At 68.3% G+C, this 14,396-nt stretch carries 11 protein-coding genes; 6 read left to right on the forward strand and 5 right to left on the reverse strand.

The genetic code is table 11. The features are described 5' to 3' along the window. Positions 1-286: 286 nt before the first annotated feature. On the reverse strand, positions 287-1,045 hold the full coding sequence (ppk2, locus tag QO010_RS11675) for a polyphosphate kinase 2 (RefSeq protein WP_307349310.1): 759 nt from the start codon (positions 1,043-1,045) through the stop codon (positions 287-289). 36 nt (positions 1,046-1,081) lie between these two features. Between ppk2 and QO010_RS11680 the strand changes: the two genes are divergently transcribed. The 4 genes from QO010_RS11680 (at position 1,082) to QO010_RS11695 (ending at position 5,665) form a co-directional block, all read left to right on the forward strand. Beyond that, entirely contained in the window at positions 1,082-1,795 is a 714-nt protein-coding gene (locus QO010_RS11680; RefSeq protein ID WP_307349312.1) for a 16S rRNA (uracil(1498)-N(3))-methyltransferase, read from the forward strand. Between the two features lie 144 nt (positions 1,796-1,939). Then, on the forward strand, positions 1,940-3,673 hold the full coding sequence (locus QO010_RS11685) for a type I secretion system permease/ATPase (protein ID WP_307349313.1): 1,734 nt from the start codon (positions 1,940-1,942) through the stop codon (positions 3,671-3,673). Then, positions 3,670-5,043, forward strand: coding sequence for an HlyD family type I secretion periplasmic adaptor subunit (locus QO010_RS11690; protein ID WP_307349314.1), 1,374 nt, complete (start codon positions 3,670-3,672; stop codon positions 5,041-5,043). Before QO010_RS11685 ends, QO010_RS11690 begins: the two co-directional genes overlap by 4 nt. 16 nt (positions 5,044-5,059) lie before the next feature. Further along, positions 5,060-5,665 (forward strand): TetR/AcrR family transcriptional regulator, encoded by a 606-nt coding sequence (locus QO010_RS11695; RefSeq protein ID WP_307349317.1) that lies wholly within the window; start codon positions 5,060-5,062, stop codon positions 5,663-5,665. Here the strand turns inward: QO010_RS11695 and QO010_RS11700 are convergent. Genes QO010_RS11700 through QO010_RS11710 form a run of 3 tightly spaced genes read right to left on the reverse strand, consistent with a single transcriptional unit; the run spans position 5,662 to position 8,456 of the window. Then, entirely contained in the window at positions 5,662-6,420 is a 759-nt protein-coding gene (locus QO010_RS11700; RefSeq protein WP_307349319.1) for an alpha/beta fold hydrolase, read from the reverse strand. The genes QO010_RS11695 and QO010_RS11700 overlap by 4 nt on opposite strands. Beyond that, positions 6,417-7,583 carry an acyl-CoA dehydrogenase family protein gene (locus QO010_RS11705; RefSeq protein WP_307349321.1) on the reverse strand — a complete coding sequence of 389 codons (1,167 nt, stop codon included), beginning with the start codon at positions 7,581-7,583 and terminating at the stop codon, positions 6,417-6,419. Before QO010_RS11705 ends, QO010_RS11700 begins: the two co-directional genes overlap by 4 nt. An 18-nt stretch (positions 7,584-7,601) precedes the next feature. Continuing rightward, the gene (locus QO010_RS11710) at positions 7,602-8,456 is read right to left on the reverse strand and encodes a TauD/TfdA dioxygenase family protein (RefSeq protein WP_307349323.1); all 855 of its coding nucleotides are present in this window, start codon (positions 8,454-8,456) and stop codon (positions 7,602-7,604) included. Positions 8,457-8,599: 143 nt separating this feature from the next. Between QO010_RS11710 and QO010_RS11715 the strand changes: the two genes are divergently transcribed. Then, complete coding sequence (locus QO010_RS11715) at positions 8,600-9,970, forward strand: glutamate--cysteine ligase (protein WP_307349324.1); 1,371 nt, start codon at positions 8,600-8,602, stop codon at positions 9,968-9,970. 170 nt (positions 9,971-10,140) lie between these two features. Next, the gene (locus tag QO010_RS11720; protein WP_307349326.1) at positions 10,141-12,093 is read left to right on the forward strand and encodes a peptide MFS transporter; all 1,953 of its coding nucleotides are present in this window, start codon (positions 10,141-10,143) and stop codon (positions 12,091-12,093) included. Positions 12,094-12,241: 148 nt separating this feature from the next. On the opposite strand, the gene QO010_RS11725 is transcribed toward QO010_RS11720, so the two are convergent. Further along, positions 12,242-14,242, reverse strand: a complete 2,001-nt coding sequence (locus tag QO010_RS11725; RefSeq protein ID WP_307349327.1) for a TonB-dependent receptor plug domain-containing protein — start codon at positions 14,240-14,242, stop codon at positions 12,242-12,244. Positions 14,243-14,396 lie beyond the last annotated feature (154 nt).

Consider the following 14,396-nt stretch of genomic DNA (forward strand, 5'->3'; position numbering starts at 1 on the left):
AGCTCGCCAAGCGCCTGCCGCCCCCGCTCGGCAAAGGCTAAGCCACCCTCTTACCAACCTTCCGCGGCCATCGGCGGCCTTATGCAAAGGTCTCCGGAGGGGGAGGGGGACCGCGCCGAAGGCGTGGTGGAGGGGGTTGAAGCTACAACCACTTCTGCCTGCAAATCCGCGGCTGATCGGCTGCGTTCTATCCTGATGGCTGGATGTAGCGTCGGACCCCCTCCACCATGCTCCGCATGGTCCCCCTCCCCCTCCGGGGGAGGATTTGCCGAAAGGCGTCCTGAAATTACCGCGCCAGCCGCCCGTTCTTCAGCGCCGTCTGGTCGAACGGGAACAGGATCTCCGGGTCGACCGGGTCCAGGCCCTTGAGCAGCTTGCCGGGCGCCAGCTGGTCCAGCAGGTGGCGGATCACCGCCGGGCGGGCCTTCTTCTTCCTGTCGCCGCGCACGCAGGTCCAGGGCGCCACCGCCGTGGAGGTGCGCATCAGCATCTCGTCGCGGGCGCCCGAATAGTCGTCCCACTTCTCCTGGGCGACGGCGTCCAGGGGACTGACCTTCAGGGCCTTGACCGGATCGGTGCGGCGCTCGTCCAGCCGTGAGGCCTGCTCCTCGCGGCTGATGTCCAGCCAGATCTTGATCAGCTTGACCCCGTCCTCGATCAGCATGGTCTCCAGGGTGGTGACCTGGCGCAGGAACAGCTTGTGCTCGGCCTTGGTGCAGAAGCCCATCACCGGCTCGACCCCGGCCCGGTTGTACCAGCTGCGGTTGAACAGCACGATCTCGCCGGCCGCCGGCAGGTGGTCGATATAGCGCTGGAAATACCACTGGCAGCGCTCGCGGTCCGACGGTTTGGGCAGGGAGACCGCCCGGGTGTTTCTCGGCGAAAGGTGCTCGATGATCCGCTTGATCGTGCCGTCCTTGCCGGCGGCGTCGCGGCCCTCGAAGATGACCAGGGCGCGCTCGCCCTTCTCGATCGCCTGCTGCTGCCAGCGCACCAGCGCCACCTGCAGCTTTTCCATTTCAGCGTTATAGGCCTTGTTTCCCATCCCCCAACCCTAGCCCCAAGCCGAGCCAGGCCGCAAATGATCCGCCTCTTTGTCCCCGACGATCTTCGCGCCGGCGCCGGGTTGGCGCCGGCCCCGGACCAGGCCCGCTACCTGATCCAGGTCATGCGGCTGGGGATCGGCGACGCCATCGCCGTGTTCAACGGCCGGGACGGGGAATGGCGCGCGGTGCTGACCGAGGTCGCCAGGCGGGGCTGCCGGCTAACGCTGGAGTCCCAGCTTCGCACACAGGCGGCCGGTCCCGACCTGGAGCTGGTCATGGCCCTGGTCAAACGGGGACCGCTGGAGACGGTGATCGAGAAGGCCGCCGAGCTGGGGGCGGGCCGGGTGCGGCTGGTCGCCACACGCCGCACCAACGCCGACAAGGCCAACCTGCCGCGCCTGACCGCCATCGCCATCGAGGCCGCCGAGCAGACCGGCCGGCTGGACGTCCCCGAAATCGCCGCGCCCGAAAAGCTCGACCGGCTGCTGGACGGCTGGGATCCGGCGCGGCGGCTGCTGTGGTGCGATGAGAGCGGCGCCGCGCCCGCCGCCCTGGGCGCCCTGGCGGATGGGGGTCCGTGGGCCATCCTGATCGGACCGGAGGGCGGCTTCGCGCCGGAGGAGGCGCAGCGGCTGCGGGCCCTGCCGTTCGTGGTCCCTGTCTCGTTGGGCCCGCGCATCCTGCGCGCCGACACCGCCGCCATCGCGGCCATGACGCTCTGGCAGGCGAAACTTGGCGATTGGCGCTGAATGCCCAATTCGAGCCACCCGCGCCGCAATGCCGCCCCAGTCTGAGGAGATTCCGAGCGGCGCCTGGAACAAGATTTGCTATAAGGCGTTCGCTGCCGTGCAGCGCATGGGGGAGAGACCGTCCTGAAACTGTTTGGCATCGCCGTGCCGGAGCCGCTCGAGGAAGCGGTGAAGGCGTGCAAGCAGCACCTCGGGACGTCAGCGCTCTTCAGCGCGCTGATCAACATGCTGTACATCGCCCCCTCCATCTACATGATGCAGGTCTATGACCGGGTGGTGCCGACCGACGGCAAGCTGACCCTGCTGTTCCTGACCCTCGTCGTCGCCCTGGCCATGATCACCCAGGCCCTGCTGGAGACCATGCGCTCGCGCCTGCTGGCCCGCGCGGGCCTTAGGCTGGACCGGCTGCTGTCGGGCGACATCCTGGCCCGGCTGATGTCCCAGACCCGGCCGGTCAATGTCGGCCAGGCGATGCGCGAGTTCGACACCCTGCGCCAGACCCTGGGCGGACCGGCCGCCATCGCCCTGTTCGACGCCCCCTGGACACCGATCTACCTGCTGGTCGCCACCATGATCCACCCGCTGCTGGGCCTGATGACCCTGGTCGGCGGCGCGATCCTGTTCGGCCTGGCCGTCGGCAACGAGCGGGCCACCAAGCCCGGCCTGATGAAGGCCAACATGGCCAACGCCGCCGCCTATCAGAGCCAGGACGCGGCCATGGCCAACGGCGAGGTCGTCCGGGCGCTGGGCATGCGCGACGCCATCGTCAACCGCCAGCTGATCGACCGCCGCCAGGGCCTCAGCCTTCAGACCCAGGCCCAGTTCGCCGGCGGCCGCTGGAGCGCCGCCTCGAAATTCACCCGCATGTTCCTGCAGTCCCTGGCCCTGGGGCTGGGCGCGTACCTGGCCGTGGAGCGGCAGATCTCCTCGGGCTCGATCATCGCCGCCTCGATCCTGATGAGCCGGGCCCTGCAGCCGGTGGAAATGCTGGTCAGCGCCTGGGCCAGCGTGCTGCAGGCCCGCAGCGCCCTGACGACCCTGTCCAGCCTCTACGAAAAGACCGTCTCGCCCCATCAGCTGGACCGCACCCAGCTGCCCGACCCGCGCGGCGAGGTCGAGGTCGAGAAGGTCATCGTCCGCGCCCCGGGCCGCGAGGACTATCTGCTCAAGGCCGTCTCCTTCAAGCTGATCCCCGGCGAGACCATCGGGGTGGTCGGGGCCAGCGGCGCGGGCAAGACCACCCTGGCCCGCGTGGTGGCCGGGGCCCTTGTCCCCGACGCCGGCGCGGTGCGTATCGACGGCGCCAACATGACCGACTGGGACAGCGACAAGCTGGCCCGCCACATCGGCTACCTGCCGCAGGACAGCGCCCTGATGGCCGGCTCGATCAAGGACAATATCTCGCGCTTCGGCCGCTATGTCGGCGACGACGCCGAGGCCATGGACGCCGACGTCGTCAAGGCGGCCCAGGCCGCCGGCGTGCATGAGATGATCCTCAAGCTGCCCAAGGGCTACGACTCGGTGCTGGGCCCGATGGGCCGCGGCCTGTCGGCCGGCCAGGCCCAGCGGGTGGCCCTGGCCCGGGCCCTCTATCGCGACCCGGTGCTGCTGGTGCTGGACGAGCCCAACTCGGCCCTCGACGCCGATGGCGAGGCCAACCTGACCCGGGCCCTGCAGGGGGCCAAGGCGCGGGGCGCCACCATCATGATCGTCGCCCACCGCACCGGCATCCTGGCCGGGGCCGACCGACTGATGGTGCTGCGCGACGGCGCCATCGAGCGGCTGGGCCCCAAGGACGAGGTGCTCGACAAGCTGGCCGGCAAGGAGACCAAGCCACAGGGCAATGTGGTCCGTATTGAAGGAACCGCCCGCCCGTGACCGCCGCTGCTGACGCTCCGCTGCCGCCCATCAGCATGGGGGACGAGCCCGTCCCCGATCTGATGGCCGATGACGCCAAATTCGAAATGCGCTGGGGCGGGGCGATCGCCTTCGGCTTCTTCGTGCTGTTCCTGGGCTGGGCCGCCATCACCCCGCTGGACGCCGGCGCCTATGCGGTGGGCTCCATCGCCGTCACCGGCAACCGCCAGGCCGTGCAGTACCGCGAAGGCGGCACGGTCACCGCCCTCTACGCCAAGGACGGCGACACGGTGAAGAAGGGCCAGCTGCTGGCCGAGATCTCCACCGACGAGCTGCGCGGCGCCGAGCGCGGCATCGCCGCCCAGACCATCACCCTGCTGGCCCAGCGGGCCCGGCTGATGGCCGAGCGCGACGGCCGGGCCGGCTTCGCCGCCCCGCCGGAATTCGCCGCCCTGACCGGCGAGGACCGCCAGACCGCCAACGACGCCATGATCATGCAGCGCAAGCAGTTCGAGGTGCGGCGCCTGTCCCTGGTCACCCAGCAGGGCGTGCTGAACCAGCGGATCAGCCAGCTCTCGGAACAGATCAACGGTTTCAACCGCCAGCTGGACGCCAACCGCCAGCAGCAGAAGCTGATCGCCGACGAGCTGGTCGGCATGAAGAAGCTGCGCGATCAGGGCTATGCCCCGGAGAACCGCGTCCGGTCCCTGGAACGCGACGCCGCGGGTCTCGCCGGCGAGGACGGCTCCTACCAGGCCCAGATCGCCCGCTCCGGCGAGGCGATCGGCGAGGCCAAGATGCAGGGCGTCTCCCTCATCCGGCAGATGCAGGAAGAGGTCGCCACCCAGCTGCGCGACGTGCAGGTGCAGCTGGACGAACTGCAGCCCAAATGGATTTCCGCCAAGCAGCAGCTGGCCCGGGCCGAGGTCCGCGCCCCGGCCAGCGGCAAGGTGATCGGCACCACCATCTTCACCGTCGGCGGCGTTGTCTCGCCCGGCCAGGTGTTGATGGAGATCGTGCCGCAGGACAAGGCGCTGATCATCGCCGCCAACGTCAAGCCGGACGACGCCGATGACCTGCGGGTCGGCCAGAAGACCCAGATCCGCTTTTCCGCCCTGCATGAGCGCGACCTGCCCATCCTGATGGGCCGGGTCATGGAGGTGTCCCCCGACGCCTTCACCGACGAGAAGAGCGGCCAGCGCTACTTCAAGGCCCAGGTCAGCGTGCCGCCCGAGGAGCTGGCCAAGATCGTCAAGGTGCGCGGCACGGCCACGGGCCTGACCCCCGGCCTGCCGGTCCAGGTGCTGATCCCGCTCGAGAAGCGCACGGCCCTGGCCTATCTGTTCGAGCCCCTGCTGCAGACCTTCTGGAAGGCCGGCCGCGAGCACTGATTTCCGGGACCCGCTCTTGCGTACAGAGCTGCATCAGGCCCGCCGCGACCGGATCCTGGACGTGGCGGCCGCCACCTTCGCCGAGTTCGGCTACGAGCGGACCAAGGTCGAGACCCTGGCCCACGACGCCCAGGTCTCGACGGCCACCGTCTACAACTATTTCCGCACCAAGCCGGCCATCTTCGCCGCCGTCGTGGAGCGCGCCCTGGCCCCGTTCCTGGGCCTGTTCGACGAGATCGAGACCGATGAGGGCCCGGCCGAGGCCGTGCTGCTGGCCTATGCGCGCCTCTATTTCCGCTTCATGTCCGACCCGCGCATCCGCGGCGTCTACCGCACCGTCAGCGCCGAGGTGGCCCGCGAGCCGCATCTGGGCCAGACCCTCTACAACCAGGCGCACGGCATCCTGGGCGGAGCGCTGCGGCGACTGCTGAGCCGGTTCGCCGGCCGGGGCGAGCTGGTTTTCGACGACGTCGCCGTCACCGCCCGCATCCTGCAGGGCATGCTGGAGCATGTGACCCTGACCATCCCACTGCTGACCAGCGACGACGCCCAGCCGCTGCATCCCGAGGACAGCTACTGCGTCGAGGCGGTGCGGGTCTTCCTGGCCGCCTACGGCCGCTAGAGGCCCGCCAGGAACCCCAGCACCGCCGCATTGAACGCCGCCGGCTGGTCGATATTGGCCGCGTGGCCGGCGTCCGGCAGGACAACCTTCGTCGCCCCAGGAATCTTGGCGGCCATGTAGTCGCTGGCGGCCAGGAAGGGCGTGTCGTTGGCCCCGACCAGCACCAGGGACGGGACCTTCACGTTCGGCAGGCTGTCGATAACCGCCGAATTGCGCTGGGCCAGCATGCCGCGCGCCGCCCGGGCCAGGCCGTCGGCGGTGCGGTGGCTGGCGATGGCGACCTCGCCGCCGGCCCGTTTGGCTCTAGCCAGGCCCTCGGTTTCCCAGCCCTTTGCGGTGCGCTTGGACGTCTCGTTCCAGGCGTCGCGGGCCTCGTCCTTGCGGAAGCCCGGACCGGTGTCGATGATCAGCAGGGCCTTCACCCGGTCGGGATGGGCCCGGTTGAAGGCCAGCGACATGTAGCCGCCCAGCGACAGCCCGCCGACCACCGCCCTGTCCACGCCCACCGTGTCGAGGATGGCGGTCATGTCGTCGACGGTCAGAGCCTCGGAATAAAGGGCGTCATCGGCCGGGGAGTCGGAGCGGGCGTGGCCGCGCATGTCCCAGAGGATCAGACTATGTTCCTTTGAGAGCGCCTGGACCTGGCCGGCCCACATCTCGCCGCTGGCGCTGTAGCCGTGGGTCAGCAGGATGGCGGGGCCCGAGCCGTGGACCTCGTAATAGATGTTCACGCCATCGCGGTTCAGTAGGCTCATCGCTTCAGTCCCATCCGGTTGCGGGCAATCACCCAGCGGTGGACTTCGCTTGGGCCGTCATAGATGCGCATGGTGCGGACCTGGCTGGCCATGAACTGCAGCGGCAGCTCCTTGGTCATGCCCATTGCCCCGAAGGCCTGCATGGCGTTGTCGATGACCTCCCAGGCCAGCTCGGTGCCGAACACCTTGAGCATGGAGATCTCGGAGCGGACATCGCGGCCCTGGTCGATCTTCCAGGCGACGTCATAGGCCATCAGCCGGCAGGCATGGATCTTGGTGGCGGCGTCGGCCACCCACCACTGCACCGCCTGGCGGTCGGAGAGCTTCTGGCCGAAGGTCACCCGCTGGCCGGCATGCTCGACCATCATGTCCAGGGCCCGCTCGGCCAGGGCATAGCCCCAGATGCCCATCTGCAGGCGGCGGGTGGAAAGCCGCGTCTGCATCGGCGCGAAGCCCTCGCCCTCCTTGCCCAGCAGCTTGGAGCCGGGGATGCGGCAATCCTCATAGACCACCTCGTAGGTGGTCTGGCCGCCGATCATCGGGATGGCCCGCAGCACGTTGAAGCCGGGCGTGCCCTTATCGACCAGGAAGGCCGATATGCCGCCCCGAGCGCCCTTCTCGGCGTCGGTCACCGCCATGGTGACGGTGAAGTCGGCGTAGGAGGCCTTGCTGATCCAGATCTTGCGGCCCTTGATCACCCAGTCGTCGCCGTCGCGAACCGCCTTGGTGATCATCCCGGCCGGGTCGGCGCCCGCGCCGGGCTCGGAAATGGCGATGGCCGAGATGGCCTCGCCGGCCACGTAGGGGGCCAGATACTGGGCCCGCTGCGCCTCGTTCACCGTGGCCATCAGCATGCGCAGGTTCGGGGAATCCGGCGGCAGGACATAGGGGGTGATGGTGCGGCCCATCTCCTCATAGACCCCGACCATGGCCACCATCGGCAGGTCGGCGCCGCCGACATCCTCCGGCGCATCCAGGCCCCAGAGGCCGAGCGCCTTGGAGGCCTCGTCGACCGGCGCCAGTTCTTCCTTGGTCAGCGAGACCGGCTGGCCCTTGGCGTCGCGGTCGAGGATGACCCCCTCCAGGGGGATCAGCCGGTCGCGCACGAAGCGGGCGACCAGGTCCTTGAGCATGCGGTGTTCTTCGGCGAGTTCGAAGTCCAAGCCGTATCCTTCCCTGGTTCAGGCGGCGATGGGCGTCTCGCCCGCGACGGTGACGCGGTGCATCACCCGGCGGTGACCATCGTAGCCTCCCGTCGCGTTATGCAAGGCGCAGCGGTTGTCCCACATGATCAACATGTCGGGCCGCCATTTGTGGCGGTAGATGAAGGCCTCCTGCAGCATATGCTTGTAGAGGAAGCCCAGCAGGTTTCCCGACTCCGCCTCGGTCATGCCGGCGATCCCCAGGGTGTAGATCGGGTTGACGAACAGGCTCTTGCGACCGCTCACCGGGTGCACGCGAACCAGCGGATGCTCCTGCTGCGCGTCGGCCTCGGAGCAGTTGATGATCTCCATGGAGCGATGGCCGGCCGGTTCGTAGGCATACACCCCCTGGGCGCCATAGGGTCGCGTGGCCGAATGGATGGTGGTGAGACCAGAGAGAAGTTTCTGCATCACCGGGCTGAGGGTCTCGTAGGCGCGATAGGCGTCGGCGAACTCGGTGTCGCCGCCGACCGGCGGGACGATCTTGGCATGCAGGATGGTGGCGGCGGGCGGGGCGGGCTGGAAGCTCCAGTCGCTGTGCCAGGCGCCGCCGAACACGCTGGCCGTTTCGGTGGGCTCGCGGCGGACTTCCAGGATGTGGGGGCGGTCGGCCAGGGGCTTCACATAGGGGTCGTGGCCGAAGCCGCCGAACTGCAGGGTGAAGGCCTCCAGCTGGTCGTGGTCGAGCGGCTGATCGGGGAACCAGACCACCGAATGGGCGGCCCAGGCAGCCTTGACCTCGGCCAGGGTGTCGGCCGGCAGCGGCCTGGAAATGTCGAGGCCGGTGATCTCGGCGCCGAAACCGGACGGGTTGGCCGTGACGGTGATGCTCATCGCCTCCCCTTTATTTTTTGGCGCTGGCCGTAAACCTTGCGCGAGCCCCGATTGTCTCCCACCTGCTGAGCAGCGTAAAGATCGCGGCCGTTCGGGGAATTGGGCCCTCGCCGGACAGCAAGATGAGCCTGGGAGGGCAAGGAATGGCCGTGTTGGAGGATGATCGCCCCCTGACGCTCGATGACCTGACGGCCTATTTCGCTTCAGGCGGCAAGCCGAAGTCGAAATGGAAGGTCGGGGCCGAGCACGAGAAGTTCGTCTTCCGGCTCGCGGGTCACGGGCCCGTGGAATACGAGGGCGAGGCCGGCATCAAGGCGCTGCTGGAAGGCCTGATGGAGTTCGGCTGGAAGGCCGTGACCGAGACCCGCCCAGACGGCGGCGAGACCCTGATCGCGCTGAACCGCGGCGGCGGCAATATCAGCCTGGAGCCGGGCGGCCAGTTCGAGCTTTCCGGCGCCCCGCTCGAGACCATGCACGACATCTGCCAGGAGACCGGCCAGCACCTGCAGGAGGTCAAGTCGGTGGCCGACCGGTTGGGTCTGGGGTTTCTGGGCCTGGGCTTCCATCCCACGATGCGCCGCGAAGACGCGCCGATGATGCCCAAGGGCCGCTACAAGATCATGCGCCGCTACATGCCGCTGGTCGGCAATCTGGGCCTGGACATGATGTTCCGCACCTGCACGGTGCAGGCCAATCTCGACTTCCTCGACGAAGCCGACATGGTCGCCAAGTTCCGCATGAGCCTGGCCCTGCAGCCCATCGCCACCGCCCTGTTCGCCAATTCGCCGTTCACCGAGGGCAAGCCCAACGGCTTCCTCTCGGCCCGCGCCAATGTCTGGACCGACACCGATCCGGACCGCACGGGCCTTTTGGATTTCGTCTTCGAGGACGGCTTCGACTTCGAGCGCTACGCCCGCTGGGCGCTGGACGTGCCGATGTATTTCGTCAAGCGCGAGGGCCTCTATGTCGACGTGGCGGGGCAGTCGTTCCGGCAGTTCATGGAGGGCGGCCTGCCCGGCTTCCAGGGCCAGCGGCCCTCGATCAAGGATTGGGCCGACCACACCACCACCCTGTTCCCGGAAGTCCGCCTGAAGACCTATCTGGAAATGCGCGGCGCCGACGGCGGGCCCTGGAGCCGCCTCTGTGCCCTGCCGGCCCTGTGGACCGGCCTCTTCTATGACGACGCGGCCCTGGCCGCGGCCTGGGACCTCTGCAAGCACTGGACGGCCGAGGAGCGCCACGCCTTACGCAACGACGTGCCGCGCCTGGGCCTCAAGGCCGTGGTCGCCGGCCGCACCGCCCAGGACGTCGCCAAGGACATGGTCGCCATCGCCCATGAGGGTCTGCAGCGCCGGGCCCGGCTGGACGGCGGCTTCATCGACGAGTCCACCTATCTGGGCGAACTGCACGCCATCGCCGACAGCGGCCTGACCCCGGCCGACCGGCTGCTGGAGCTGTACCGCGGGCCCTGGCAGGGGGACGTGAACCGGGCGTTCCTGGAGTGTGCTTACTAGGCCCGGTGAGGGGGTTGTGGAGGCTCCGGCCCCCGCTGGCGGCCCCACAGGGTAAAGCCTTGCTTGTGAAACGCTCCGGCGCGTGATTTTCTCCCCGGCAAATCAGTGGCCGGGCAGCGGGGGAAACGACCGCCTGGACCACCCTCACCAGTCGGGGTCTTCAAGGCACAATGAACAGTATCGTCGTCATCGTTGGCGTCCTTATCACGCTGTTGACCGGGATTCCGGTCGTCATGCAGCTGGTCAAGGGCCATCCCAGGGGCCTCTTCATCCTCTTCTTCGCCGAGATGTGGGAGCGGTTCTCCTACTACGGCATGCGCGGCCTGCTGGTCTTCTTCCTGACCAAGCACTTCCTGTTCGACGACGGCTTCGCCAACACTCAGTACGGCTCCTACACCAGCCTGGTCTACCTGCTGCCGCTGATCGGCGGCATCCTGGCCGACCGCTATCTGGGCACCCGCAAGGCCATCGCCTTCGGGGCCCTGCTGCTGGTGTTCGGCCACCTGACCATGGCCGTCGAGGGCAAGCCGGCCCAGCAGGTGCTGACCTATCCGGTCTGCGCCGCCGCCGACACCGCCTGCAAGAGCGTCGACTACGGCTTCAAGGCCGAGGGCGTCGGCTCGGCCCGCAAGGTCAATCTGCTGATCGACGGCAAGACCTACGACTACGCCAGCACCAAGGACGGTGGCTTCGAGATCAAGGGCCTGGCCCCCGGCGGCGTCCTGCCGACGGTCCTGGCCAAGGACAGCTACAAGCTTTCCGTGGTCGGCCGCGACCAGATGTATGTGAACATCTTCTTCCTGGCCCTGGCCCTGATCGTCATGGGGGTGGGCTTCCTGAAAGCCAACATCTCCTCGATCGTCGGCCAGCTCTATCCCAAGGGCGATCCGCGCCGGGACTCCGGCTTCACCCTCTACTACTACGGCATCAACCTGGGGGCCTTCTGGGCCGCCATCCTCTGCGGCTATCTCGGTGAGAACTTCGGCTGGAGCTACGGCTTCGGGGCCGCCGGGATCGGCATGCTGCTGGGCTTCCTGGTCTTCGTGCTGGGCAAGCCCCTGCTGGAAGGCCATGGCGAACCGCCCAACCCCGAACTGCTGGCCAGGCCCGTGGCCGGCCCGCTGAACCGCGAGCACATCATCTATCTCCTGGGCCTGCTGGGCGTGGCCGGGGTCTGGTTCCTGGTGCAGCGTAACAGCCTGGTGGGCCTTGGCCTGGGGATCAGCTCGATCGCCGTGCTGGCCTATGTCGGCTTCTTCATGGTCACCAAATGCGACAGCCAGGAGCGGGGGCGGCTGCTGCTGGCCCTGTTCCTGGTCGCCGGCTCGGTGGTGTTCTGGACCCTGTTCGAACAGGCCGGCACCTCGCTCAACCTGTTCGCCGACCGCAACACCAACCTGGACCTGATCAACGCGCCGACCACCCTCAACATCCTGGGCCACCCGCTGTTCCTGGGCACCCGGGCGATGTGGGACGCCGCCGGCGCGCCGGCCGGGACCTGGTGGATCGACATGGGCTTCTCGGCCGCCCAGACCCAGTCGTTCAACGCCGGCTTCATCCTGATCTTCGCCCCCATCTTCGCCGCCCTCTGGGCCTGGATGGGCCGGCGGGGCCGGGACCCCAACCCGGTCACCAAGTTCGGCCTGGGCCTGATGCAGGTGGGCCTGGGCTTCCTGGTCATCGTCGCCAGCCAGGGCATGGCCGATACGAGCTTCCGCCTGCCGCTGCTGGTGCTGGGCGTGGTCTATCTGCTGCACACCACCGGCGAGCTCTGCCTCTCGCCCGTGGGCCTGTCGCAGATCACCAAGCTGGCCCCGCCGGTGCTGGTCTCGACCATGATGGCCGTCTGGTTCCTGTCCTCGTCCTGGGCCCAGTTCGTGGGGGCCAAGATCGCCGCCCTGACCGCCAGCGAGACGGTGGGCGGGCAGGTGCTGGATCCGGGCGCGGCCCTGCAGTCCTCGATCCAGGTCTTCCTGACCATCGGCCTGATCGGCATCGGGGTCGGCGTGCTGTTCCTGATCGCCGCGCCGTTCCTCAAACACCTGGCCCACGGCGCCGACGACACCACCGGGCCGGAGGAGCCCCCCGTGGACGGCGAGCGCCAGACGGTGCCGCAGGGGTAGGGGATGTAGCCCCCTCCCGCTCGCGGCTTTGCCGCGAGTCGCCTCCCCCAGAGGGTGAGGAATAGCGTCGAAGGCCCCGGAGCGATCCGGGGCTTTCTTCGTCAGAGCCGGGCCTTGGCTGAGGGGCTGAGCGCCCGACAGTGAGGCTTTAGCCGAACGTCTTGCGCAGCTTCATGTAGACGATCGGGCCGTTCTCGTAGCGGCGCGAGGCCAGGGTATCGAGGGGGTTGGTGTTGCGCGGGCCGGTGTAGTTGAACTGGTATTTGGCCAGGTCGCGCGAGGTGGCGTTCTGCAGCTCGACCCGCAGCATCAGGTCGGGCCGGGGCTTCCACTCGATGAAGGGCACCACGAAGGTGCGCAGCTTGACCGTCTCGATCTGGTCGAGCCGGTAGTATTTCTCGCGCCAGCCGCCAAAGGCGTCGACACCCCATTTCAGGTGATGGGACGGGACGTCCTGGATGAAGGTCAGGTTCCAGTCGACCGGATGCTCGCCGGCGACGCGGCGGGTGGCCCCCGTGGTCGGGTCGGTGACCTCCGAACGGCGGATCGAGCCGTCGCCCTTCAGCTGCGCGCCTTTGAGGCCCAACCGGTCCAGGGGGAGGGTGAAGTTGACCAGGGCCGCATCGCGGAAGCCGTCGCCGATGTTGCCGGGCGCGTCGAAGGGGGCGCCGCCGCCGGACGGATAGATGGGCTTGCTGTCGATGACGTCGGTGTATTTGAAATGGCGCAGCGTGATGGTGACGCTGCCGGTGTCCCAGAACCGCCGCTCATAGGCCAGCTCGACCACCCAGTTCTGCTGCGGGTTGAGGTCGGGATTGCCGGCGGTGATCACCCCGGTGTTCAGCGACGAGGAGGCGACGAAGTCGCCGAAGTCCAGCTGGCCCACCTCGCGCTCGAGCCGGAAGCGGATCTGGTCCTTGGGGTCCGGCGACCAGGTCGCCAGCAGGCGCGGCTTGGCGAACTGCAGGGTCTTTTCCAGGGTCACGTCGCCGGACGAGGAGATCTTGGAGGTCTCGAAGCGCAGGCCGGTCTCGATGGTCAGGGTGGCGAAGGGCTTCCAGGTGGCGGTGCCGAACAGCTCGCCCCGCGTCTCCTCGACCCGGACGTTGGCGGCCGGCAGCGTCACCGCCCCGCCGTTGACGATCAGCGAGGTCTCGCTCTCCAGCCAGTTGAAGGCGCCTTCGCCGCCGGTCTCGAACGACAGGTTGTCGGACATCCGGAAGTTCAGGGTCGCCCGGCCCACCGACTCGCCGATCTTGCGGTTGTTGCTGAAGGTGACGCTGTCGGGGGCCTGGTTGAAGGCGGCGGCGTAGTCGTCGGTCTTCCACTGCTGCAGGAACAGGGCGTGGACCTTGGTGCGCGGCCCCGTTTCGCGGGTCCAGTCGGCGCCCAGTTCGCCCTGCCACTTGTCCTCGCCCTCGCGGTCGGTCGCGAAGGCCGGGCCGGGGATGAAGTTGTCGCGCTCGCCGTAGAAGAACCGGTCGTTCATCAGCCGGGCGTTGGCGCGGAAGCGGCCGCCGGCCAGCGGGAAGGCGTAGGCCCCGGTGGCCACCGCCTGGGTCCCATCGCCCTCGGTATTGAGCTTGGCCTCTTCCAACACCGTCCCGCTGGTGTTGCGCAGGCTGTAGGGACCATCGCCTGCCCCGTCGTCGAGATAAGAGGCGATGACAAACGAGCCCTCCAGCAGGGTGTCGTTGGTCCGCCGCGTGCCTTCGAAGCGGATGCCGGGGGTCTGGCGGCCGTCATAGATGGAGCCGTCGACCAGCACGAAGACGCCGCTGGTCGAGGTCCCCTTCTTGCGCACGACGTTGGCGATGACCGTCTTGCCCTGCATGTCGATGCCGGGGGCGCCGCCCCGGATCAGGTCGATGCGCTCGACCTGGCCGGCCGGGATGCGCTTGAGGATGCTTTCCAGGTCGTCGGTCTTGCTGGTCGGCCGCTCGCCGTCGATCAGCACATTGCCGGCCGCGCCGCCAAAGCCGCGCACGCCGCTGCCGCCGTCGAACGCGAAACCGGGCACGCGGTCCAGCATGTCCATGGCGGTGCTGGGCGAGGCCGAGGCGAAGAAGGCCGCCGGATAGGGCTCCACGCCCTGGACGACCGGGGGCGGCGCCGCGGCGGCCTCAGGGCTCACGGCGGCGAGCGTCACGAAAAGCGGTCCAAAGGTCATGTCAAAGGCGTCCCCACGAGCCCCCCGGCCCATGTCTTGTCGGCGCTCAAACTGGTCTGAACTGACCACCCGGCGTTAGTTACAAGCCTGAAATGTGGATTAAATCTCTGCAACAATACTGGCTCGCGCCGTT

Origin of the sequence: Caulobacter ginsengisoli (assembly GCF_030814835.1) — a bacterium.
Taxonomy (GTDB): Bacteria; Pseudomonadota; Alphaproteobacteria; order Caulobacterales; family Caulobacteraceae; genus Caulobacter; species Caulobacter ginsengisoli.